Source organism: Mucilaginibacter pocheonensis, assembly GCF_031456535.1.
Lineage (GTDB): Bacteria > Bacteroidota > Bacteroidia > Sphingobacteriales > Sphingobacteriaceae > Mucilaginibacter > Mucilaginibacter pocheonensis.
This window is the reverse complement of sequence record NZ_JAVDUU010000001.1, coordinates 180,768-201,323: the sequence shown is the minus strand read 5'-3', so window position 1 is coordinate 201,323 and position 20,556 is coordinate 180,768. Positions and strand designations below refer to the sequence as shown.

21 protein-coding genes are annotated in these 20,556 nt (G+C 42.0%); 13 read left to right on the top strand and 8 right to left on the bottom strand.

All coding sequences use genetic code 11. The features are described from left to right. Positions 1 to 18 precede the first annotated feature (18 nt). Positions 19 to 402 carry a nuclear transport factor 2-like protein gene (locus tag J2W55_RS00765; RefSeq protein WP_310090817.1) on the top strand — a complete coding sequence of 128 codons (384 nt, stop codon included), beginning with the start codon at positions 19 to 21 and terminating at the stop codon, positions 400 to 402. An 81-nt stretch (positions 403 to 483) separates the two neighbouring features. On the opposite strand, the gene J2W55_RS00760 is transcribed toward J2W55_RS00765, so the two are convergent. Further along, positions 484 to 1,059 (bottom strand): hypothetical protein, encoded by a 576-nt coding sequence (locus J2W55_RS00760; protein ID WP_310090815.1) that lies wholly within the window; start codon positions 1,057 to 1,059, stop codon positions 484 to 486. A 20-nt stretch (positions 1,060 to 1,079) separates the two neighbouring features. Then, the gene (locus J2W55_RS00755) at positions 1,080 to 1,490 is read right to left on the bottom strand and encodes a transcriptional regulator (RefSeq protein WP_310090813.1); all 411 of its coding nucleotides are present in this window, start codon (positions 1,488 to 1,490) and stop codon (positions 1,080 to 1,082) included. Between the two features lie 172 nt (positions 1,491 to 1,662). On the opposite strand from J2W55_RS00755, the gene J2W55_RS00750 reads away from it, so the two are divergent. From J2W55_RS00750 to J2W55_RS00730, 5 genes are all read left to right on the top strand, one after another. Next, positions 1,663 to 2,601, top strand: a complete 939-nt coding sequence (locus J2W55_RS00750) for an AraC family transcriptional regulator (protein ID WP_310090811.1) — start codon at positions 1,663 to 1,665, stop codon at positions 2,599 to 2,601. A gap of 99 nt (positions 2,602 to 2,700) precedes the next feature. Beyond that, positions 2,701 to 3,441 (top strand): SDR family oxidoreductase, encoded by a 741-nt coding sequence (locus tag J2W55_RS00745; RefSeq protein ID WP_310090809.1) that lies wholly within the window; start codon positions 2,701 to 2,703, stop codon positions 3,439 to 3,441. 55 nt (positions 3,442 to 3,496) lie between these two features. Continuing rightward, positions 3,497 to 4,249, top strand: coding sequence for an SDR family oxidoreductase (locus tag J2W55_RS00740; protein ID WP_310090807.1), 753 nt, complete (start codon positions 3,497 to 3,499; stop codon positions 4,247 to 4,249). A gap of 20 nt (positions 4,250 to 4,269) precedes the next feature. Next, positions 4,270 to 4,992, top strand: a complete 723-nt coding sequence (locus J2W55_RS00735) for an SDR family oxidoreductase (RefSeq protein WP_310090805.1) — start codon at positions 4,270 to 4,272, stop codon at positions 4,990 to 4,992. A 226-nt stretch (positions 4,993 to 5,218) separates the two neighbouring features. Then, positions 5,219 to 6,898: a serine hydrolase domain-containing protein gene (locus J2W55_RS00730; protein ID WP_310090803.1), complete on the top strand. Its 1,680-nt coding sequence runs from the start codon at positions 5,219 to 5,221 to the stop codon at positions 6,896 to 6,898. 152 nt (positions 6,899 to 7,050) lie between these two features. Here J2W55_RS00730 and J2W55_RS00725 read toward each other — a convergent pair whose 3' ends face one another. Next, a complete protein-coding gene (locus J2W55_RS00725) occupies positions 7,051 to 8,232 on the bottom strand; it encodes an FG-GAP repeat domain-containing protein (protein WP_310090801.1) in 1,182 nt (393 codons plus the stop codon). A gap of 452 nt (positions 8,233 to 8,684) precedes the next feature. Next, positions 8,685 to 9,944, bottom strand: a complete 1,260-nt coding sequence (locus J2W55_RS00720) for an NAD(P)-binding domain-containing protein (protein ID WP_310090799.1) — start codon at positions 9,942 to 9,944, stop codon at positions 8,685 to 8,687. Between the two features lie 191 nt (positions 9,945 to 10,135). Between J2W55_RS00720 and J2W55_RS00715 the strand changes: the two genes are divergently transcribed. Then, the gene (locus J2W55_RS00715) at positions 10,136 to 10,780 is read left to right on the top strand and encodes a hypothetical protein (protein ID WP_310090797.1); all 645 of its coding nucleotides are present in this window, start codon (positions 10,136 to 10,138) and stop codon (positions 10,778 to 10,780) included. 76 nt (positions 10,781 to 10,856) lie between these two features. Further along, a complete protein-coding gene (locus tag J2W55_RS00710; RefSeq protein ID WP_310090795.1) occupies positions 10,857 to 11,480 on the top strand; it encodes an NUDIX hydrolase in 624 nt (207 codons plus the stop codon). A gap of 28 nt (positions 11,481 to 11,508) precedes the next feature. Here J2W55_RS00710 and J2W55_RS00705 read toward each other — a convergent pair whose 3' ends face one another. The 4 genes from J2W55_RS00705 to J2W55_RS00690 all read right to left on the bottom strand — a co-directional run bounded on the left by J2W55_RS00705 (position 11,509) and on the right by J2W55_RS00690 (position 15,053). Continuing rightward, positions 11,509 to 12,213 (bottom strand): peptidase associated/transthyretin-like domain-containing protein, encoded by a 705-nt coding sequence (locus J2W55_RS00705; RefSeq protein ID WP_310090793.1) that lies wholly within the window; start codon positions 12,211 to 12,213, stop codon positions 11,509 to 11,511. A gap of 214 nt (positions 12,214 to 12,427) precedes the next feature. Further along, a complete protein-coding gene (locus tag J2W55_RS00700; RefSeq protein WP_310090792.1) occupies positions 12,428 to 13,426 on the bottom strand; it encodes a toast rack family protein in 999 nt (332 codons plus the stop codon). Positions 13,427 to 13,507: 81 nt separating this feature from the next. After that, a complete protein-coding gene (locus tag J2W55_RS00695; RefSeq protein WP_310090790.1) occupies positions 13,508 to 14,110 on the bottom strand; it encodes a PspC domain-containing protein in 603 nt (200 codons plus the stop codon). 238 nt (positions 14,111 to 14,348) lie between these two features. Beyond that, complete coding sequence (locus tag J2W55_RS00690; protein WP_310090788.1) at positions 14,349 to 15,053, bottom strand: SDR family oxidoreductase; 705 nt, start codon at positions 15,051 to 15,053, stop codon at positions 14,349 to 14,351. A gap of 215 nt (positions 15,054 to 15,268) precedes the next feature. On the opposite strand from J2W55_RS00690, the gene J2W55_RS00685 reads away from it, so the two are divergent. The 5 genes from J2W55_RS00685 (at position 15,269) to J2W55_RS00665 (ending at position 20,466) form a co-directional block, all read left to right on the top strand. Further along, a complete protein-coding gene (locus tag J2W55_RS00685) occupies positions 15,269 to 16,000 on the top strand; it encodes an MlaE family ABC transporter permease (protein WP_310090786.1) in 732 nt (243 codons plus the stop codon). After that, complete coding sequence (locus J2W55_RS00680; protein WP_310090784.1) at positions 15,997 to 16,749, top strand: ABC transporter ATP-binding protein; 753 nt, start codon at positions 15,997 to 15,999, stop codon at positions 16,747 to 16,749. Before J2W55_RS00685 ends, J2W55_RS00680 begins: the two co-directional genes overlap by 4 nt. A gap of 110 nt (positions 16,750 to 16,859) precedes the next feature. Then, positions 16,860 to 17,747 (top strand): class I SAM-dependent methyltransferase, encoded by an 888-nt coding sequence (locus J2W55_RS00675; protein WP_310090782.1) that lies wholly within the window; start codon positions 16,860 to 16,862, stop codon positions 17,745 to 17,747. A 7-nt stretch (positions 17,748 to 17,754) separates the two neighbouring features. Further along, positions 17,755 to 19,341: an N-acyl-D-amino-acid deacylase family protein gene (locus tag J2W55_RS00670; RefSeq protein WP_310090781.1), complete on the top strand. Its 1,587-nt coding sequence runs from the start codon at positions 17,755 to 17,757 to the stop codon at positions 19,339 to 19,341. Positions 19,342 to 19,407: 66 nt separating this feature from the next. Then, positions 19,408 to 20,466: a hypothetical protein gene (locus tag J2W55_RS00665; protein WP_310090779.1), complete on the top strand. Its 1,059-nt coding sequence runs from the start codon at positions 19,408 to 19,410 to the stop codon at positions 20,464 to 20,466. Positions 20,467 to 20,556 lie beyond the last annotated feature (90 nt).

Genomic DNA, 20,556 nt, shown 5'->3' with positions numbered 1-20,556 from the left:
TATTTGTAAATTGGTAGTATGGAAGAAGATCAAATACGCGAGGCCCTGAATGCACACTGGCGCGCGTCGGCAATTGGTGATGCAAACGCCGAACATGACATCTACAACGACGATGCTATTTGTGATTATCCCCAGTCGGGCGAGCGCATACTGGGGCGAAACAATTTGCAGGCTTTAAGGAGCCATCATCCGGGTAAGCCATCAGGCTTCAAAGTCAGGCGAATTCTCGGAAAGGGTAATCTCTGGATCACGGAATACACCATCACCTACCAGGAGCGATCAGCTTTCACCATAAGCATTATGGAGTTTCATAACGGCAAGGTTATACACGAGACACAGTATTTTGCAGACTCCTTTGAAGCGCCGGCCTGGCGAAGTCAATGGGTTGAGCAAACAGAATGAAAGGTCAAACGGAAAACAAAGATCGATGCAGTTCCGCCAGCCTGTATTTTGGCAATACTAATGTTAGTGACTTTTTATATGTTATGAAGGCTGTCTTTGCTTAATTTTCAAGGTATTTTTAAGTGAAAAAATCACAATAACAGCGCAAAGAAATACAGCACACCCTGAATAAAACCGATCTTCAATGGTCCATTCTTTTCCGCCAATAAGCGATAAAATATTTGCCGCTAAAAACATACTATATACAGTAGTGGGTGTTTCTTCCGGGGTTTTGTAAGTGTCGCGCATTTGCGGAACACTTGCAATAACCATTGCCAAACTACTCACAATTATTCCTTCCGTTGCGCCGGCAAAATACCAAACGTTTAGGCAAATAATCACAAGAATTGTCGTTGTTGTTTCAACCCAGGTCCATGAAACCTGTTTTTTTAAAGCGAGTAAAATTGCAACGATGGCTGCACCCAATGCATTAGATAGTGAAAGCCAATAATTCCCTTCCTTAAGAATAGTTGTTATCGTTGCTATGGCATCAAGCATTGCCCATAACAAAAATGCTACAAAGCTTTGCCTTACTTTTGATTTTATTATTCCGGCGATAAGAAGGAGGTATGCAGCTATTCCAATAATTCCTGCAAACGGTCTCAAAAAAGCCTCCATAAATATTCTTTAATGATAAATTATTGGTTAAGTCTTACCATGCACCTTACTTCTTCTTTGTCATTAGCATACCATTCCACACAATATCCTTCAGGGTCAATATTGGGTTGTTTAAGCAATTCATCAAACGTTTTGGCGATGCTTGTTTTATCTTCCCTGAAATCTTTTACAACGGCAGAAACATAGTTGCCTTTTTTGATAGTTAGTGTATCGCATTTATATTTTTCAGCCTCACCAGCATATGTTTCTTCAGTGCCGGCCCGGTAAATAATTTTCTTGTTTTCTGGCCTGGATATGCCGAAGTATTTTCTTGCTGTTGAAAAATGCACCAAAGTATGCAATCTGTCGTGGGCTTCCTGAATACCTTCCGGAAAAGATTTAGCTGTTACATAAAAAATCTTAATGTCGCTTTCAAATTTGTATGTTTCCATTTTTTTCCGCTTTTAAGAGTGTGTTTAATTTTATTTGATAATAATTTTGTTGTTACTCATAATTAGCAATTATTTGACCAATGGGCTGTGCCTGTGTTATTCTCTTTTCAACCCATAATAAATTTAACCATCCATTTTTAAATTGGCTCTAAGTAATGGTTATTTTAGCGGTATGAATGAAGAAAAAGTCCGGATTTTTAATACGTTACAGGAACAATATCGTTACTTGGGCTTGCGTACCGACCTGATCGATCCGGACATCGAATTCACGATCTTCAATCTACGCGATACCTTGCAGCCCTTATTACCTTTTAAATCTCCCATTCACCGTCTTAATTTTTTCGTTTTTAATTTCATCAAACAAGGCAGCGGGCAGTACACCATAGATGATAAAACTTTTCCAATAGAGCCCGGAACAATCTATTTTACCAATCCCGGCCATTACCGTGCCTACGAGTGGCAGAATACAGACGAAGTTTATTTAATTACGCTAAGCGAAACCTTTTTAAAAGAAAATATACATGCGGATATTTTCGACGAATTTCCATTTCTGCTTGCAGAAACATTTCCTGGCCGGCGGTTAAATGAAGAAAACATTGCCGAGTTTGAACGCATATATCTACAAATCCATCACGAATATCTAAGCCGCTCGCCTTTTCGTAAGCGTATAATAGCAAATCTTTTTGTTGTGCTGCTTCTAAAAATAAAAGAACATTTCTGGCTGGACTATAACCCAATCTATGAAGGTAACCGGAGTTCATGGATTGTTAAAAGTTTCAAATTACTGCTGGAGAAACACTTTCGCCAGTTAAGCGACGGCCAGGTGCAGCAAGTGTTCCGGGTGCAGGATTTTGCGGACGCACAAAACCTGCATCCTAACTATCTGAGCACCGTAATCAAGTCAAAAACCGGTAAATCCATCGGTACCTGGATAGCCGAAAAAATGGTGGCTGAAGCCAAATCCTTACTGCAGAATTCTAACATTTCTGTTAAAGAGATCGCTTATCGCCTTGGGTTTACCGAATCCGCGCATTTCAGCAATTATTTTAAAAAGCACACGAAAATGTCACCCGCCGCCTATCGGAGCATGCAACAGCAAACACGATCTTAGAAATTTACATCACCTCCTGAAGACTTCGCAACTCTGCTGGTGAGTTAAACATGACCTTTGTTCTGTCGATCAGCGACAATAAAAGAAACAAAGAAAGTCATGAAAACATTAAATGAAAAAGTAATCCTGGTAACCGGTGCTTCAAGAGGCATCGGTGCCGAAGTAGCCCAACAGCTGGCATTAGCGGGGGCAAAGGTAATTGTTAACTATGCAGGCGGCACAGCCGCGGCCGAAGAAACCGTTAACGCGATCATAGCCGCAGGCGGCGAAGCCATCGCTTTACAGGCAGATGTAAGTAAAGCTGACGAAGTAGCCAATCTATTTGATGCCGCCATAGCGCATTATGGTAAAATAGATGTACTGGTTAACAACGCCGGTATCATGATCACCAAATTGCTAAAGGATACTACCGACGAAGATTTTACCCGCCAGTTTGACGTTAACGTGCGCGGCACCTTCAATACATTGCGTGAAGCTGCTACCAAACTCGCCGACGGCGGCAGCATTATCAATTTTTCTTCAACCACCACTCGTTTGCTCATGCCAACTTACAGCACTTACGTTGCCACCAAGGGTGCAGTTGAGCAACTAACCCGCGTGTTTGCCAAAGAAGTTGGCGCCCGCGGTATCAATGTGAATGCGGTACTACCCGGCCCTACCAACACCGAACTGTTTACCAAAGGTAAACCACAACAGGTTATCGATCATCTGGCTTCGTTAAACGCATTTAACCGTCTGGGACAACCCTCGGATGTTGCCAAAGTAGTAGTGTTTTTGGCTGGTGACGACGCTAAATGGATCAGTGCTCAAACCATCGGCTTAAATGGAGCAATGGCATAATCAATCAAATCAATTGGTTTCAGTTAATAAAGATCAAATCATAAAAATTTCAGTCATGAACTCATTAAATAATAAAGTAGCCGTTATTACCGGCTCGGCCAGGGGATTAGGCAAGGCAATTGCAGAACGTTATGCCTCATTAGGCGCCGATATTGTTATCAATTACTCACGCGATAAAGTATCTGCCGAAGAGGTAGAAAGCAATATTAAAGCCATGGGCGCACGTGTGATATCCGTACAAGCTGATATCAGTAAAGTTGCCGAAATTGAGAAGCTTTTTGCTGCCGCTAAAAAGGCTTTCGGTAAAATAGATATTGTGGTTGCTAACGCCGGTATTGAAATGGTAGAGACACCCGTAGTAGATTTTACTGAGGAGCAATTCGACCGTGTATTTGGCATCAATACCAAAGGTACTTATTTCACGCTGCAGCAGGCGGCAAAAAATGTAGAAGATGGTGGCCGAATTATCTACATCGCTTCTTCAACCACCTCATTTCCGGTACCGGGGATGGCTGTATATGGCGGAAGTAAAACTACGCCGCGTTACCTTGTAGATATCCTTTCTAAAGAGATCGGTCACCGTGGCATTACAGTAAACTCCATCATCCCGTTCGCCGTTGATCATTCAGGTATATTTGCTGATCCTGAATCCTATCCGCGCCTGCGCAAACAATTGCTGGACAGTTGTCCGATGGGTCGATTGGCTGAAGTTGAAGACGTGGCCAATGTAGCCGAATTCTTCGCCAGCGATCTTTCTTCATTTGTTAACGGGCAGCACCTGTTAGTTAACGGCGGCGCTACCAATTAATCACTTTAAAAGCTATAAACATGAAAACGTTATCAAATCAACGCATAGTTATTTTAGGCGGAAGTTCAGGTCTTGGCCTGGCCACCGCCCGGGCAGCGGCAGCAGAAGGCGCAGAGGTAATTATTGCCTCCAGCTCTCAGGCGCGCATCAACAATGCGTTAAAATCATTACCCCAAAACGCAAGCGGACACGCGATTGATCTGCGCTATGAGGCCAATATTCAGGATTTTTTCAGTAAGATAGGCGCTTTCGATCACCTGGTTTATACTGCCGCAGAAAATTTGAATTTAAAACAGATAGCTGATACCGACTTAGCTGAGGCCCGGAACTTTTTTACGCTTCGATTTTGGGGAGCACTGGCGACCGTCAAATACGGCGCGCCACTGATCCGCGAGGGAGGATCGATCAGCCTGACGAGCGGCATCGCCAGTCAGCGCCCCGGAGCAGGTTGGGGCATGGCCGCTGCCATCTGTGGCGCAATGGAAGGTTTCACCCGTGCTATGGCCGTGGAACTGGCTCCCATCCGCGTTAATGCGGTTATGCCAGGTGTAATTGAAACCGACCTGTGGAACGGAATGTCTGATAAAGACCGGCAACAGTTCTATCATTCAACTGCAAGTTCACTATTGGTTAAACGCATCGGGCAGCCCGAAGATATTGCAGAAGCCTTTGTATTCCTGATGAAACAAACTTTCGCTACCGGGCAAACTTTCATAATTGATGGCGGCACAGTATTGGTTTAATAATATTTATTACCGTTTCAGCCGATGGTCTTGAGCAAATGGCTGCTGAAATCCTAATTCAAAAAGGCAACCAGGCCGTCTTTACACGCCCCTCTGTCCAGATTTAGCTAAACATACTGCTCCCGCTAAATAGTAAAAGGCTCAGGTCGAAAGATTTGAACCTTTTTTATACATTTATATCAACTAACTATCCGGTAGCTATATTAAAACCCAACCTGTTCACACAATGCTTAGAGTACGCCTATTTTTCCTGTTCTTTTATTTGATCTTAACAAGTGGCACTAAACTATGGGCCCAGGCACTGCCTGAGCCAGTTGTAAAAAAGATCAACTCTCTTTTTAATAGTTGGGATAAAAATCAAAGCCCCGGATGTGTAGTGGGCGTTGTCAGAAACGATTCTCTTGTTTTCTCCAAAGCATATGGCATGGCAAATTTAGAATATGCTATACCCAATTCAACCCAAACAGTATATCATTTGGCATCGGTGTCTAAGCAATTTACAGCCTATGCTATTATTTTATTGGCGCAACAAGGCAAACTTGATCTTGACGCCGATATTAGGAAATACCTTGCGTGGTTCCCCAACCTTAAGCAAAAAATAACCATTCGTAATTTGCTGAACCATACAAGCGGAATAAGGGACCAGTGGCAACTACTCGGCATTTCGGGAACCAGGATTGATGATGTGATAACGCAGGAACACATCATAAAAATTTTAAGTAAGCAGCAGGGACTAAATTTTATCCCCGGCGATAAATTCATGTACTCAAACAGCGGGTATACCTTACTCGCAGAAATTGTGAAGGCGGTATCTGGCCGGCCGTTAAGGGAATTTACAGATTCGGCTATATTTAAACCTTTAAGAATGGCCCATACTCATTTTCATGATGATTATACTGAAATAGAAAGCAACAGAGCTTACTCTTACGACAGAAAAGATAATACGCGGTTTAGCAATAGTATTTTGAGTTATTCAACCGTTGGCGCCACCAGCCTTTTGTCAAATATTCCCGATCTGGCAAATTGGGTCATGAACTTTTATGATACTAAGGTTGGAGACCAACGATCCATATTGCAACTTACCCAAAAAGCTAAATTAAATGATGGCACAGAATTAGACTATGCTTCAGGGATTTTATCTGAAAACTACAAAGGTTGGAAACAATTTACCCATAATGGAGCCGATGCGGGATTCCGCACATCAATTACAGTTTTCCCTGAATTAAAAACAGGTATCATCGTTTTAAGTAATTTGAGTGAGATTAATGCCCAAGACAAAGCAAACCAAATTGCAGATGTGCTAATTTCAGAAAAAGCGGGTATTGCAAAACCGACCGAAAAGACAAGAAATGCAAAAATACCAGACACAGAATTACTTTTCCTAAAAGCGCAGTCAGGGGATTATTTCAGCGATGAAATGAATATGGTAACAAGCCTGGCGCTTAAAAATGATAGCCTATATCTGCGTATCGGCACAAATGACAACCTGATGGCAAGAGAAACTGAGCATACCTACGCTATGTTTTATGCACCATCAATCAAGCTGATTTTTAACCAAAAGGCAAACATCCCGTATGTGACCCTAAACATATCCAATGACACTTTTCATCTTACCAAACTACCCGGCAAACTGATAGCTGATGATAAAAAAATGTTGGAATACACGGGCACTTATTATAACAGGGAGCTCGATTGTACCTACAATATAATATTAAAAGATCATCAGCTTTATTTAACTAACAGCAAATACAACGACACGAGATTGACATTATTTGGACCGGATCACCTACTTAACGACGCCTGGTATATGAAGCACCTCGTGGTAATGCGAAATAAATCAAATAAAATTACCGGCTTTGAGGTGAACAGTTGGAGGGTAATGCATTTGAAATTTGTAAAAAATTAAGGCGGGTATTCATCTCGCGCCGGAAACCCGCCGTCCTGAGTTGTGCAAGTTCGGATACAGCGCAAGCCAAAAGCCCTTCAATTTCGCGGGAGGCTTTTTAACCGCCTTGTTCAAATTTGAACAGAACCTAACTATCTGCTAAAACTTACACATCATCTCATTCGAGGTTTAGATTTGGTATTACCAAAGTATAAAATATTGGGAGCGTCTGAGCGTGCGACAGCGATGTCGGACATTCCGTCTTCATTAAAGTCGCCAATTGCAAAACCATACACAGTGCCCTTTGCATCGCCAAAAGAAACCTTTTTAAAGTTGCGGCCCGTGCCGTCATTAAAAAACACCGTCGACGGCGCTTCTACATGCCCTACAATGATATCAATTTTTTTATCGTTATTCAGATCAGCGACGGCCAGCGCATAAGGCACTATTTTTGGACCAGCTAATGAAATACCTTCTGAAAAGGTTTGATCTTTCTGACCAAAGTAAAGATCTACACCTTTATATTCGTCGACTGTCACAATATCGAGCATATGATCGCCATTAAAATCGGCTACTGCCGCTACCCGAATTGTAGCTTTAGACGGACCAAACGGCACACGATGATTGTCTGAATAAGACGTGTCCGAACTACCAAAGTATACGTAACTCTGACCGCCGTCACGATGAGGTACAACCAGATCAACAAAACCATCGTTGTTAAAGTTTGCAGGGGTTATTGTTGTGGTGGGGTAGGGAGCAAATGGAATGCAATTACCATTAAACTGCCCGTTTCCCGTATTTAAGCAGATGTAATTTAAAGTTGGTGAATCACCTCTGTTCGCCAAAATAATATCCGGCAATCCATCGCGGTTAATGTCAGCGACGGATATATTGCGTGTTGGCCATTCCGGTCGTCCGAATTCAGACACAACTTTAAAATTACCTTTCCCATCATTAAAATAAACGAGTTTCCGGTCGGGGTTATCATTACTGACAGCAATGTCAGGGAAACCATCTCCATTAAAATCCGCCACGGCGCCGGTATATGAGCGGTCTGACATCTCCCCAAGGTTATAGACCTTTCGTATGCTGCCCTTACCATCACCCAGAAGAACCCTGTCAAGAATAGGCCAGTGCCGTCCTTTCACCAGTAAAATATCAAGATGTCCATCACCGTCGAAATCTCCGGAACTGATATTCGCTGTTGTATCAGATTTCGCTTCTAACAATAAGCTGTGATCAAAATCAGGATAAACAGTAATATCTTTTCCTTTCCTTTCGTGTTTATCTTTAAGCGCATTAACGTCCTGCTGAGCAAAACTGCTCTGTGTAATAGTTATTACAAGGCACACCATTAAAAAGTGAATTTTCATAGCGTTAAAATTATTTCAATGTAGGGTTTAAACTAACTGCGGTCAACTATTGGTACCAAAACAGTGTCAGTTAAATACGATGTCAGATTGCCGGCATAAGCTATGCCATAAATTTAATCACTTTGTTATCAATACATTGCGACAAAATAATGAAAAAATGATTCTTCGAGTACGAACGATGTGTTCGTTTTTGGCAGTCAATAAAATTTATTGGGGCATATATAGCTTTTGGAGCGCCTGGAATTGAAGAATAAGTTATGGAGTCATTATCGCGGCCATAGCGCAAAGTACCATGCAATCAGTAAAGCTCGTTAGTACTCACTGACAATAATTTGTCAGTGTTCATGGATGTTCACAATGTTCATACATAAAAAACGTGAACACCGTGAACACGGATTGCTTGCCGTTTAGCCATCCCGCCATCTGGTATAAAGTTACTCCATCATGAGCCTTCTGATCAGTTCGGCGCTCTGTTTCTTACCTTCTTCAAGCCGGCCATCAAAAAAGGCCTGTACCTCATTAAAATGCTTCTTGTAGCCCTCCATATCGCCATAACCTATTATTGACGACCACTCCCGCACAGCAGAATGAAACTCCAGATCATCACCCCGGATGGTTTTATCATACAAGGCGGTTTCAATTGACTCTTCCAGCAACTCCTCATTCTTGAACAGGTATTCGGCAATACCTAACCGCAAACGGAAGGGCGGAGTTTGGCAAATAAGGTTATCATATGGGTTTACGCCCAGGTGATACCAGGCATCAACCATACTCAAAATGCTTAAATGCGAGTTGGGCTTTTGTTGCTCGGGCTTTTGAGATAATGAAAACTCCTTCATTACCAAATCGTTAAGCATAATAGGTTTGCGACTTTCATGAAAAACAAAATCGCGGGCCCGGTACAGCCTTTCCCTGAAAGTTTTGGCCTCCTCCCTGATCATCAGCTTAAACAATTCTGACTCTGATTCGGCATAGCGCTTAACCTGCTGTTTGGCATAAGGGTTTAATATGGCCAACCCCGCGTATACGTGCGCCTTATAGCTAAATATACGCAAAGTGGTCAGTATCTTTACATTATCAATACCACCTATATAAGAGGCGTTTTCCCAGGGAAAAAACCCGGCCGATTTCCACGCCGTGCCCATGCTTTCAAAACCAACATGGGTTACAGCCTGCGTATCAGCCACAATTTTATCATGTTCATGATAGTCGGCTATTTCCACAATATTGCTTCCGATAGCCATAAACAGGTCATGCATGCGCTGGTAAGCATCAGGATTGCAACGATGAGGTATCAGGATGAGTGTTTGTCCTTCAGGTTCAAACCCAGGGCCGTGCATACCATGAAAGGTGATGATCTGCACATCAGCGGGCAGGTATTTTTCAAAAGTAGTGATCTCGGGATGTTTTACTGAGGTTTGCCCGGCTACAATAGCTCTATATTTGGTTAAAGGGCCGCACTCGGCTACCACCTGTTCCATTTTATCGGCCTCAACTGAGTAAATGATCAGGTCATTGGTGCGCGACACATCTTTCCCGCTGTCCATTACGGTTATTTTATAAGGGGCAAGCTCTTCTTCCAGCTTGTTGCGATTTTCCGGCAAATCGCATCCACAAACCGTATAACCTGCTTTTGCAAAAGCTTTGGCATATAAACGCCCCATATCGCCCAAACCAATAATACCTATATTCATGCCGCTAATATAACCATGAGTAGCAAAATTACGTATGAAACCTTTACATTAGCATCCACAAACCATAGGATATCAGGACAAAAACCATTGAAATCCTATTTTGTTAACAGATTGGATACCTAATTTTACATTTGATGAACAAGCCTTTTTTATTCCGTGTCTGCATTTTAACAATCGTTTATTTTAGTAGTATGATGCCGGGCTTTGCCCAGGATACTGCAAAAAAAACAAATGGTGTAAAACCCGCTGTTGTAAAAGCCGCCACACCCGTCAATCCATCAGTTAATAAATATGCACAGCCAAAAGCCAAAGGAGCAGACTCCGCTTTAGTTAAAGATAAATCGCTTAACGGGCAGTATAAATACCTGTTAAGTAAGCTATATCATTACCAGGAACCACTGGCATCGGCCCTGTGGAAAAACATGCGCGATACTTTAAATACCGAGCGCCGTAAACTTAGGGAGGCCCAGGCTAAGCTGGCTACTCAAGCCCAGGATATTAATACCCTTAAAACTGACGTAAGCGTAAAAGACCAAACCCTTTCTGAATCAAATGCAAAACGCGACGAAATTAGTCTTTTGGGCATATCCCTTACCAAATCGTCATATAATTTACTTATGTGGGGACTGGTTATTGCATTTGGCATTATTGCCGCTGTTGTTATTGCCCGCTCCGGAGCACATAGCCGCGAAGCCAGGTACAGGACAAAATTGTACGAAGAACTTGATGAGGAGTATAAAGCTTACAAATCAAAAGCCAACGAAAAAGAAAAGAAACTGGCCCGCGAACTACAAACGGAACGCAATAAACTTGACGAACTATTGGGCAGGGGATAGTTATCTATTTCAATATAAACAAGGCTGTTATGGGCAACCTGTTGCAACGGGATGACAGTTCACTTTTTTCCTTTCTATGAATAACAACAATCTTTTAACCCTAATTGCTCAATTAAGGTCTGTAGCTGATATTGGTTTGCTGTATGCTAAAAACGAGTACGATATAGAGCGTTATACCGAACTACAACACATTAGCACCCAAATACTTAATGAGATCACAGGCTTTGGTGAAGAAGCTATCAGCATAATGTTCCCGCAGGCTAAAGACTACCCTACTGCGAAAATTGATATCAGGGGTATCGTATTATCAGCCGATAACAAGATACTGCTGGCCCGCGAAAGCGCGGATGGCAAGTGGTCGTTACCCGGCGGATGGGGCGATATTGGATATAGCCCGAAAGAAACGATCATTAAAGAATTTAAAGAAGAAACCGGGCTTGACGTTGTCCCCGAAAGGCTGCTGGCCGTTTTCGATAAAAGAATGCACCCACACCCTCCACAGCCATTCTACGTTTATAAAATGATTTTTTGGTGTAAAGCCATATCATCTGCGTTTAACAAGGGCTTTGATGTACTTGATGTGCAGTATTTTGATATTGACCAGCTACCTGAATTATCTGAAGACCGGATACTGAAAAGCCAGATACAAGTGCTTTACCAAAAGATCTTGTCGGGCGATGAAAGTGTATTGGTTGACTAAAAGTCCTTCTCAAACAACTATCTACCATCTATTGTAAAGTTTTACCCGTATTGGGCAAACTTGGCAATGACCGTTTATCAGCCGGCAGGGCCATAAATTTCTTGTATGAATCATTAATATACACGGTAAGCGATTCACCGTTGTTGTTTTTCAGAAAAGCATATGTGGGGCGGTAAAGGGTCATGAAGTTTTCAAGCTCCTGGCCTCGCAGCGGTACAAGAGTTTGTACATAAGCGGCGTTAAACACCTCGTCCACATGCCGTTCCTCCTCCTCTCTCTTGAAGTATTTTTTTAGTCTCCGGGCATCGCGGGCGTCTTTACTGAACCATGAAGATGGTGATAATGGATAAACCTTGCTTTTGGTATAAACCTCAGGATATTCTTTATGCGCATCAAATGATTGCCTGGTTGATGTAATATTAACCTGGCGTAAGCTTATCAGCTTAGTGGTCATTTCTATTCTCTTAGGAGCCAGGCTTGTTATATACAAGGTATCAGATACATAGCCTGGTGAATCAAATATCAGGGTATGGCCGGTTTGGGTGCTTATCTCGAAATTACCTTTGTCATCGGTAATGGTTATTTGCTTTTTGTTATTATCGTCTCTTATAAAAACATTCGGCATCCTTGTGTTTTTGCCCAGCTCATAAACGGTACCCTTTAGCACACTTTGGGCGTTAGCTGTACCTGCTATAAAAAGCGCAGAAATCAATACGATATATTTAGGTTTCATGGGCAGATCAATTAATGCTGTAAATTAAACCTATTTTTTGCAATAATGGTTTTGATTTTAACACTTTTAAGCCCAGTTATGATAATTAATGACAAAAAACTGAACCTGTCTGCAGCAAAGCCATAAATAATATAAAAAAGCCGCCATATGAATCATCATATGGCGGCTTGTAAAATTTATTATATATACTGTCCCGGTATCGGTTGGGGGTAAATTAATACCTGTTCACTTTAAAGTCAGATACACCACCACTCATGTGGATGTATATTTTAGTTTTTGCAGCGTCAAACCCCGGGGTTTCGTAACGGTTGTCGTCCTTTTTGTCAAATCCGGCAAACTCGTTTGATGACAGGCCGGAGTTGGTACGGATGCTGCAAGCCGCTTCTTTTGGTACATTGATGTTTACTTCTGATACCCCGGTTGATACTTCAACATTTGTGCTTGCCAAAGGGTTACCCAGTTTTACATCAAATGATGCTGCACCACCCTTTAAAGTTAAGTTTTTTATTTTGAATTTACTAAGATCAAAATCAAGTTTTGTTGCGCCAGTTTGCACATTGATATCCCAAACCGGATTTGGGTTCAATTTAATGTTTGCCATGTTTGATTTGTTTTCATCCGAATCAAAATGCCAGCCTTTATTGTTCTTCATTTTCAGATCTAAAACATAAACCGAGTCTTCCTTACTGGAGTTAAACTCGTATTTACCGTAAAATTCTTTGGTTTCGGCCTTAAAAAGCTGGCTGGTAGTGTCATTTAATGTGTAAGTGGTACCTCCGCCGCTAACATTAAGGCGTGCCAGCTTAGCATCAGGCGTATATTCTTTATTAAAAACGCTGCTTCCTTCTATTTTAACCACGCCATGGTCTGTTCCGGAACTGTCGCTGTCATCGTCGTCATCACTGTCGTTGTTGTCATTATTATTATCATCGTTATAATGAAAGTTATAGCGGCCGGGCCAAAAACTATAGCGTTCAAAATGCCCGAAAAGAAGCAGCCCAAAACCCAGTATTACCACACTTAACTTTAAAATAGTGGCCCAGGCGGTTCTGTTATTGGCAAAAACCAGGTTAACACCACCCATAATTAAAAATATAGGCCAAAGGTGAATGACATTCATCCAGTGAAAATCAATATAGCCAAAATTATTCAGCAGAAATATGGCTCCTATACATACCAGGATCGCGCCCGGAACTAATTTATCATTTCTCATTTCAGTATTTTTTTGTTGTGAAACTGCTACGGGTTATAACAACGTCATTATGATCGTTGCGCCCCCAAAAGCTCCATCATGTTAAACAGTTGGCGGATTGTTTTTCAGGTTATCGTCTTCCTTTTCACCGGTAAAGCTGTCATCCTTATTCAGGGTATCATCCTTACTCTCTTCTTTATTAGCATCTTCGGTGTTTGGCCATTCTTTCTTTTCCCAGGGCTTTGTTTTGTTGCCTGATGCCATCATGGCAAAACCTGCTATCACCAAAATAACCGGCCACAACCGGCCCATGTGCCAAAACCTGAACATGTTTAACTCGTGAAGCAGAAAAGAGGCTCCTATGAATATCAATATAACGCCTATAATAAGGCCTGCGGTTGATGCTCCCTTTTTGGACTGGCCGACGAACGGATTGCCAGGCTGCGGCGGCATTTTACCAGATGAAGCATAAGGCTCCTGCGGCGGCACCCTGTAATCTACATCCGGATTAAAAAAGCCATAACCTTTTTTTGGCAACACTATCCATAAAACAATGTAAACCATTAAGCCCGTGCCCATAAATATAAAGGTGAGTAAAAACAGGGCGCGTACAATAGCTATATCTATATCAAAGTAATCGGCCAAACCCGCGCAAACACCGCCTATTACCTTTCGGTGTTCATCGCGATAAAGTTTCTTTTCCATAATTTGTTAATGTGGTGATTTATGGTTCAAATGTGCTAACAACCTTGGTTTTAGTGTAATACTTTTAGGTGAAAGTAATCAAACTTTCGGTAAACTGCCTGAAAATGCCGACGAACGAATGCACTTTTAGCGATGTGTTTGCTATGTACTAATAAAAGCCGGCCGTGTAGTGTTATCAGGCAAATAAATTAGTTGCCAGTTGCGTAAACAAGAACGAATGCTTTTGTAAATTGATTTATTATATCTGGCCCGATGCAGGTTTAATGATTATTTCGTCAACATTGGCGCCAGCGCTCATTTTATATATATTGGTGATCGCTGATGCGATGTCTTCTGGCAACACCATGGTATCTTTATCAACAACAGCGTCCTTCCATGAATCTGTTAGCGTTGATCCCGGAATTATTGCGGTTACTTTTACACCATGATCCTGCATTTCAAGCCGCATTACTTTGGTTAGACCTAACAGGGCATACTTTGTTACACTATACGTACCCGCCTGAGCAATAGGGTTTAAAGAGGCAACAGAACATATATTAAAGAAGTGGCCTTTGCGCGCGGCCATCATGGTTTTACCAAAGTAGCGATATAACTCATAAGTTGGCATCAGGTTGGTATTTACCTGTTTTTCAAAAACGTCATCGCTCTCATCCAGTATGCTTGCCGGCACAAACATCCCCAGGCTATTTACTACTATATCCATGAACCCCAACTCCTGCTCGGCATCGGCAGCAAATTTCAGCAGTTCCGCTTTTTTACTGCCATCAGCTACCTGGGCAAAAACCTTAATATCGGGGTTTAAGCCTTGCAGCTCTTCTTTAAATTTTAATAATTCTTTCTCATTTCGCGAACAAATTGCAACGTTTATTCCTTCATTAGCAAAGGAAATAGAAATAGCACGGCCCATGCCTTTTGTTGAACCTGTAATAAGAGCGTTCTTCATAATGATGATAATGTATTTTTAATGATTATTTTATTTTTGAAACAACCCCGGAAACACCCGTCGGTTTTTTTTGACCTGGTTGAAGCTTTATGGCGCCAATTTACGTAAGCAATAGTTGATAGCTTATAAAATTGCATATTAAAATTAATTCAATAGGTATAACGGTAAAGCTTATTGGTAAAAAACGTATTTTTAACCGATTTTAATAAAAACAAATGTTCCAAAGTTTAGGAAAATATATACTGTTGCTGCGTTTAAGTTTCAGAAAACCTGAAAAGTTTAGTGTTTATTGGAGCGAGGTTATGCGCGAAATGGTATCGGTTGGCATAGGCTCATTGGGTATCATAGCCATTATTTCGGTATTCATTGGCGCAGTGGCCACTATACAAACCGCATTTCAATTAGTTAGTGATTTTATACCTAAAACAATTGTTGGCGGTATCACCCGCGATTCAACTATACTGGAGTTTAGCCCAACCATTTCGGCGCTGGTACTTGCAGGCCGGGTGGGCTCAAGCATGGCATCGCAAATTGGCACCATGCGCGTGACTGAGCAGATAGACGCTTTGGAGATCATGGGTGTAAACGCCCCGGGCTACTTAATATCACCTAAAATTATTGCTGGTGTAAGCATGATACCTTTATTGGTAATAGTATCGGTAATTTTAGGCCTGAGCGGTGGTTACATAGCCTGCGCCGCCTCAAACGACGTTTCAACAGCCGATTATGTAACCGGTTTAACTGATGGCTTTAACCCGCTTATTGTTACGGTTTGTGCTGTTAAATCAATATTTTTTGGATTCATTATCACATCAATCTGTTCATACCAGGGCTTTTACACTGATGGCGGCTCCCTGGAAGTTGGTCAGTCGGCAACGCGTGGAGTTGTTTGGAGCTGTATCATGATATTATTTGTGGATCTGATTATTTCACGCCTTCTACTATGATCGAAATTAAGGATATCTACAAAACATTTGGCCAAAACGAGGTACTTAAGGGTATAAGCGCAACTTTTAAACCAGGTAAAAATAACCTGATCATTGGGGGTTCAGGATCGGGCAAAACAACCCTGCTGAAGTGCATTGTTGGTTTGCACGCTCCTACCAGCGGCGATGTGCTTTTTGACGGTGAGAATTTTACTGATATGGACTTTGAACAAAGAGTGCCCATCCGCACCAGGATCGGGATGCTTTTTCAAAACTCGGCCCTGTTTGATTCCATGACGGTTGAAGAAAACATTATGTTTCCGCTTAATTTGTTTACCAACCAATCAAAGGCCGAAAAGCTGGAGCGTGCCAATTTTTGCCTGGAAAGGGTTAACCTCACCGGTAAAAATAAGCTATACCCTTCGGAGCTCTCGGGGGGCATGAAAAAACGCGTTGGCATAGCCCGCGCTATATCCATGCAGCCAAAATATTTATTTGTAGACGAACCCAACTCCGGCCTTGACCCAAAAACATCCATCCTGATAGATGAACTGATCAATGAGCTTACCGAAGAATATCAAATTACCACCGTTATTGTTACCCACGATATGAATTCGGTTATGGGTATAGGCGAGCATATCATTTTCCTGCACCAGGGCAAAAAATGGTGGGAAGGCAGCAATAAAGAAATTGCCCACACTGATAACCAGGAGCTGAACGACTTTGTATTTGCCAGCAAGTTCATGCAGGCCGCAAAAGCTAAACTTTGATCTGTGGCGGGAGCGCGGTTCGTGTAGCGTGTTAAATTAGCTTTAGTATTTTATTATATTTGCACGCAAAAAATCCGGACACCGGCAACACGCATCCGAACCCAAAAAAAATGATCCAACTATTAACTCCAACGCACTGGAAAGATTACGAGCTGATTGACTGCGGCGATTTTGAAAAGCTGGAACGCTTTGGGAACATTGTACTGATAAGGCCCGAGCCACAGGCGGTTTGGAGTAAAAATTTACCCCCATCTGAGTGGCAGCGCTTACACCATATTAAATTTAAAGGGCGCTCGGCTACTGCCGGCGACTGGATAAAAAAAGATCAAAAAACACCAGACCGCTGGCATATTGAATATAAAAATAAAGATGCGGCCATTAAATTCAGGCTGGGTTTAACTTCGTTTAAACATCTCGGTATTTTTCCTGAACAAGCCGTTAACTGGGATTACATTACCCAAAACATCAAAAAGTTTAAAACCCCACAACCCAAAGTACTTAATTTGTTTGCTTATACCGGCGGCGCATCATTAATTGCGCAGGCAGCAGGTGCCGATACCACACACGTTGACTCCATAAAGCAAGTGGTTACCTGGGCCAATGAAAACCAGGAAATTTCGGGCCTTAGCAATATCAGGTGGGTGGTTGAGGACGCCCTGAAGTTTGTAAAGCGCGAACTGAAACGCGGCAAAAAATATAACGGTATTATCCTTGATCCGCCGGCATATGGCAACGGCCCAAATGGCGAAAAATGGAAACTAGAAGATAACATTAACGAAATGATGGCTGATGTGATACAGTTGCTTGACCCTGATGAGCATTTCCTGATCCTGAACACTTACTCGCTTGGCTTTTCATCGGTAATTATTGAAAACCTGATTAAAAGCGCATTTCCGAAAGTACAAAACCTGGAGATAGGCGAACTTTACCTGCAGGCTACAGCCGGTTCAAAACTGCCGCTTGGTGTTTTTGGCAAATTCTTTAAAACGCGCTCATGATTCAGGTATGATCAAAAAAAAGCTGTATGCAATATTTTTATTGGTATTTATAGCTGCCTCCTGCAGCGCACAGCAACATTTTGACATCATTTTAAAAAACGGAAAAGTAATTGACGGCACAGGCAATCCCTGGTTTTATGGCGATGTGGGTATTAATAAAAATAAGATCGTTAGCATTGGTGATCTTTCCAAAAACAAAGCCGATAAAATTATTGATGCTACCGGTTTAATAATTGCCCCGGGTTTTATTGACGTACATACCCATATTGAAGGCGACGAAAAGAAAACGCCCACTGCCGATAATTTTATTTACGATGGTGTAACCACAGTGATCACCGGTAATTGCGGCACTTCAAATACCAATATTGAACAATATTTTAAATTCCTGGATAGTATTAAACTATCGGTAAACGTGGCTACGCTGATAGGGCATAACAGTGTGCGCGAAGCTGTTTTGGGCAAAGCCGCCAAAACGCCAAACGATGCCCAGTTACAAAAAATGCAGGCCATTGTTGAACAGGCCATGCGCGATGGTGCCGTGGGTTTCTCTACCGGCTTAATTTATACGCCCGGACTGTACTCCAAAACGCCCGAAGTTGTTGCTTTGGCTAAATCTGCTGCGAAATATCATGGCGTATATGCTTCGCACATGCGTAATGAAACAGATAAAATTTTTGATGCCATTGCCGAAGCTATTGATATTGGCAGGCAAGCCGGTATGCCTGTAGAGATATCGCATTTTAAAGTCGGTTTACCCAACTGGAACTGCTCGGCCGACATGATAGCCATGGTTGAAAAAGCCCGCGGGGAAGGTTTGGATGTAACGGTTGATCAGTACCCTTACACAGCCAGCAGTACCACTCTGAATGTATTGCTGCCCGACTGGCTTCAGGACGGCGGCCATGATTCAGTATTAAAGCGGCTGAACGATCCGATGATACATCAAAAAGTGGTTACTGAAATGATAGCTGACATGAAAAGTCGTACACGAGAACATTTTGATTATGCCGTAGTTGCACATTGTGATGGAGATCCTTCTATCAACGGCAAAAACATCATGCAGATCAATATTGCCAAAGGTCGCCCGCCAACCATACCTGATGAAATTGAAACCATTTTGGATATCACCAAAACAGGCAGTGCCTCTATGGTATTTCATGGTTTAAACGAAGCCGATGTGAAGCGTATACTGCAATACCCGCTCACTATGGTAGCATCTGACTCCGGAATCAGGTTATTTGGCGCGGGAGTACCCCACCCACGGGGCTATGGGAGCAATGCACGCGTACTTGCTTATTATGTACGCGAAAAGAATATCATCAGGCTGGAGGATGCCGTTCGGAAAATGACTTCCTTACCGGCTCAAAAATTCCGCATCGCCAACCGGGGTTTGCTGCAGCCCGGCATGTTTGCAGATATTGTTATCTTTGATGCCGGCACGGTTAAGGACCAATCAACTTTTGAGCATCCCCACGCCTATTCAACTGGTTTTAAATATGTTTTGGTAAATGGAAACATAACTGTTGATAATTTTAAACACATTGGTACCAGAAAAGGTGTTATTTTGCACGGCCCCGGATATCAACAGAAATAATTAATAATTTACAGCGTTTTGTTAAGCGCGGCAAAATAAAAACACACAAACTATCTCACCATTATAATGAAACATTTTTTCCTTTCTGCCTCAGTCCTTTTATTATCAATCACCCTGCTTACTAATTGTAACCAAAGCAATGGTACAAGCAAGCCGGGCAGTAAACAATCAGCTACAGCTGATTCTGCCAAAGGCGAAACGGAAGATACGCTTAGCGAAGTTAAATCAAGCTATCCGCCTTTGGATAAAAAGCTTTATGATTCCCTATTAGTATTTAACGCGCATGGTGATACTACCGGCAGATGGCCGGTTAAGAACACGCCCTACCCTTTAAACGGTGCAATTTTGCCATTTAAACGTGTGGTAGCTTTTTATGGTAACCTGTACTCTAAAAAGATGGGGATTTTGGGCGAACTGCCTCCTAAAGAAATGCTGGCCAAATTAAAAGGCGAAGTAAAACACTGGGAAAAAGCCGACCCGAAAACACCTGTGCAACCAGCCCTGCATTATATTGCCGTTGTGGCACAAGGTGATGGCGGAAAAGATGGCAAATACCGCTACAGAATGCCGTTTAAACAAATTGACAGTGTGTTAGTGCTGGCAAAAAAGGCGCATGCCATTGTGTTTTTAGATGTACAGGTAGCATTAAGCAACATACAGGCCGAATTGCCTTTGCTTGAAAAATACCTGGCTATGCCACAAGTGCATTTTGGTATGGACCCTGAATTTTCAATGAAAGATGGCAGCAAGCCTGGCCGAAAAATTGGAACTTATGATGCAGCTGATGTTAACTATGTATCGGGTTATTTAGCCGGTATAGTTAAAAAAAATAACCTGCCTCCAAAAATTTTGATAGTACACCGTTTTACCAAGAAAATGGTAACCAACTATAAGAACATTAAACTACGTAAGGAGGTACAAATAGTAATGGATATGGACGGATGGGGCGAACCAGATTTAAAAACCGGTACTTACCGCTACTTTATAAACCAGGAGCCGGTTCAGTTCACTGGCTTTAAACTGTTTTACAAAAACGATATTAAGAAAAAACCTTTCCACATGTTAACACCTGAGGAAGTTTTATCACGATACAAACCATACCCTATTTATATACAATACCAATAGGTTCGGGTTATAAGTATGAGTTTTAAGTCTTAGGTCAATTAATATTATATTTTTTGACTTAAGACTTTTTAATTTTAGACTTTTGCCTTA

Bases quoted from the DNA above. Each gene is read 5' to 3' on its own strand.
- J2W55_RS00670 (WP_310090781.1), top strand. From the start codon at position 17,755: ATGATCAAAAAAAAGCTGTATGCAATATTTTTATTGGTATTTATAGCT.
- J2W55_RS00690 (WP_310090788.1), bottom strand. From the start codon at position 15,053: ATGAAGAACGCTCTTATTACAGGTTCAACAAAAGGCATGGGCCGTGCT.
- J2W55_RS00680 (WP_310090784.1), top strand. From the start codon at position 15,997: ATGATCGAAATTAAGGATATCTACAAAACATTTGGCCAAAACGAGGTA.
- J2W55_RS00715 (WP_310090797.1), top strand. From the start codon at position 10,136: ATGATGCCGGGCTTTGCCCAGGATACTGCAAAAAAAACAAATGGTGTA.
- J2W55_RS00700 (WP_310090792.1), bottom strand. From the start codon at position 13,426: ATGAGAAATGATAAATTAGTTCCGGGCGCGATCCTGGTATGTATAGGA.
- J2W55_RS00685 (WP_310090786.1), top strand. From the start codon at position 15,269: ATGTTCCAAAGTTTAGGAAAATATATACTGTTGCTGCGTTTAAGTTTC.
- J2W55_RS00735 (WP_310090805.1), top strand. From the start codon at position 4,270: ATGAAAACGTTATCAAATCAACGCATAGTTATTTTAGGCGGAAGTTCA.
- J2W55_RS00705 (WP_310090793.1), bottom strand. From the start codon at position 12,213: ATGAAACCTAAATATATCGTATTGATTTCTGCGCTTTTTATAGCAGGT.
- J2W55_RS00750 (WP_310090811.1), top strand. From the start codon at position 1,663: ATGAATGAAGAAAAAGTCCGGATTTTTAATACGTTACAGGAACAATAT.
- J2W55_RS00755 (WP_310090813.1), bottom strand. From the start codon at position 1,490: ATGGAAACATACAAATTTGAAAGCGACATTAAGATTTTTTATGTAACA.
- J2W55_RS00725 (WP_310090801.1), bottom strand. From the start codon at position 8,232: ATGGTGTGCCTTGTAATAACTATTACACAGAGCAGTTTTGCTCAGCAG.
- J2W55_RS00760 (WP_310090815.1), bottom strand. From the start codon at position 1,059: ATGGAGGCTTTTTTGAGACCGTTTGCAGGAATTATTGGAATAGCTGCA.
- J2W55_RS00675 (WP_310090782.1), top strand. From the start codon at position 16,860: ATGATCCAACTATTAACTCCAACGCACTGGAAAGATTACGAGCTGATT.
- J2W55_RS00740 (WP_310090807.1), top strand. From the start codon at position 3,497: ATGAACTCATTAAATAATAAAGTAGCCGTTATTACCGGCTCGGCCAGG.
- J2W55_RS00720 (WP_310090799.1), bottom strand. From the start codon at position 9,944: ATGAATATAGGTATTATTGGTTTGGGCGATATGGGGCGTTTATATGCC.
- J2W55_RS00665 (WP_310090779.1), top strand. From the start codon at position 19,408: ATGAAACATTTTTTCCTTTCTGCCTCAGTCCTTTTATTATCAATCACC.
- J2W55_RS00710 (WP_310090795.1), top strand. From the start codon at position 10,857: ATGAATAACAACAATCTTTTAACCCTAATTGCTCAATTAAGGTCTGTA.
- J2W55_RS00765 (WP_310090817.1), top strand. From the start codon at position 19: ATGGAAGAAGATCAAATACGCGAGGCCCTGAATGCACACTGGCGCGCG.
- J2W55_RS00695 (WP_310090790.1), bottom strand. From the start codon at position 14,110: ATGGAAAAGAAACTTTATCGCGATGAACACCGAAAGGTAATAGGCGGT.
- J2W55_RS00745 (WP_310090809.1), top strand. From the start codon at position 2,701: ATGAAAACATTAAATGAAAAAGTAATCCTGGTAACCGGTGCTTCAAGA.
- J2W55_RS00730 (WP_310090803.1), top strand. From the start codon at position 5,219: ATGCTTAGAGTACGCCTATTTTTCCTGTTCTTTTATTTGATCTTAACA.